Annotated in this window: 1 protein-coding gene; it reads left to right on the top strand. The window is 27.9% G+C overall.

Annotated elements, in window-relative coordinates; translation table 11 throughout:
- Nucleotides 1–305: 305 nt before the first annotated feature.
- Nucleotides 306–1,142, top strand: coding sequence for a hypothetical protein (locus DZ60_RS0121945; RefSeq protein WP_152537510.1), 837 nt, complete (start codon nt 306–308; stop codon nt 1,140–1,142).
- Nucleotides 1,143–1,360: the final 218 nt, after the last annotated feature.

Consider the following 1,360-nt stretch of genomic DNA (forward strand, 5'->3'; position numbering starts at 1 on the left):
TTTTGCCCTGCTAAGACACATATATTAAACTTTGGAAACAAGCATAAAAAATGGGTGACATAGAAAATTTTGACCTAGATAAAAAACCCTTAAATGTAGAAGATGGCAATTCTAGATATATCGAAGAGAAGAACATTATACACTTTATACCAACAATACGTATCAAAATTGCTGTGTTCTTTATTAAAGTGTTACTGCTCAGCTTATGGAGTGTCTTAATTTTTGACTTTTTTTCAGAAGAGTTAGAAATGTCCGACTCTTCATGGTTTTATATAATTTACATCATCTTAACAATAATTTTATCGATGACATTTTTAAAACCTTATCGCAATTATAAGACAAAACGTTATTTCAATAAGAACACAGGAAATTTTTCTCTAAGTCATAGAGATTTTAAAAAAGAAGAAAAGAAAATTGATAAAATTTTAGGAATTCAAATTATAGGCTATCAAAAGAACAAAAGAGTCCGGGCGGGAAGGTTAGGGAGTATGAATGCCCTTTTTACCTATTTTCAGCTAATTGTTGTAATGCAAGATTTTAAAAGGTACAACATAGCTACTTTTCAAGAAAGAAAACTTCTTATTGAGACGGCTGACAAGCTTTGTATATTTCTCAAAAAGCCATTTTTCAATGAAATTGAAAATTTTGAAGGTAATGATGAAAAAACCGCTAGGTTAACTAGAAGTTTTCGTTCTAAATTTATTTTGACAGATAACTTCGAATCTAATACAAGTATTGAAGAATTAAAGAAAAGAATTCTTGAGAAAGAATATTATTCTACAAAAGAAATAAGTAATGAGAAAATTATTATAGATCCAAGTAAACTAGGCATATTCAACTCAAATTTAGCTTACTATATAACAAGCAATTTTTTGAGACCGATTGAAGCATATTTGCACTTTAAAAAGAAAAATGGATTTACAGAAGTAATTATTAGTACTAAATTCAGGAAAGAATTTATTATCTATGTTTCATCACTCTTATTAGTATCTATTTTAGGATTTTATAAAATTGCTGCAATATTATTCGTTCTAATAATACTATTCTGGTTCCTACAACGCAGTGATGAGAAGACTTTTTTTCTAATTTTAAAACAAGATATTTTAGCCGAAAATAAAGATTCTAATTTATTAAATACTTAGAACTCTCGAAAAAACCTGATTACCAATAATGGTAGCTGTCATACAACTCATGATTTTGTCAAATGGCACTGATTCTTCAATTATAACAAGTCATAAACACTGGTATATTAAGAGGAAAAAGTTTGTTGAAAATTTTATTTAATGTTGAATTTTAAAATATGCGCTTGTGCAACAGACACAACATATATGATGCCATAACAGCTAAGTAATGAAGCTAA

The organism is Aquimarina pacifica (genome assembly GCF_000520955.1).
GTDB classification, from domain to species: Bacteria; Bacteroidota; Bacteroidia; order Flavobacteriales; family Flavobacteriaceae; genus Aquimarina; species Aquimarina pacifica.

Coding starts and splice junctions, on each gene's coding strand:
- DZ60_RS0121945 (WP_152537510.1), top strand. CDS start 306: ATGACATTTTTAAAACCTTATCGCAATTATAAGACAAAACGTTATTTC.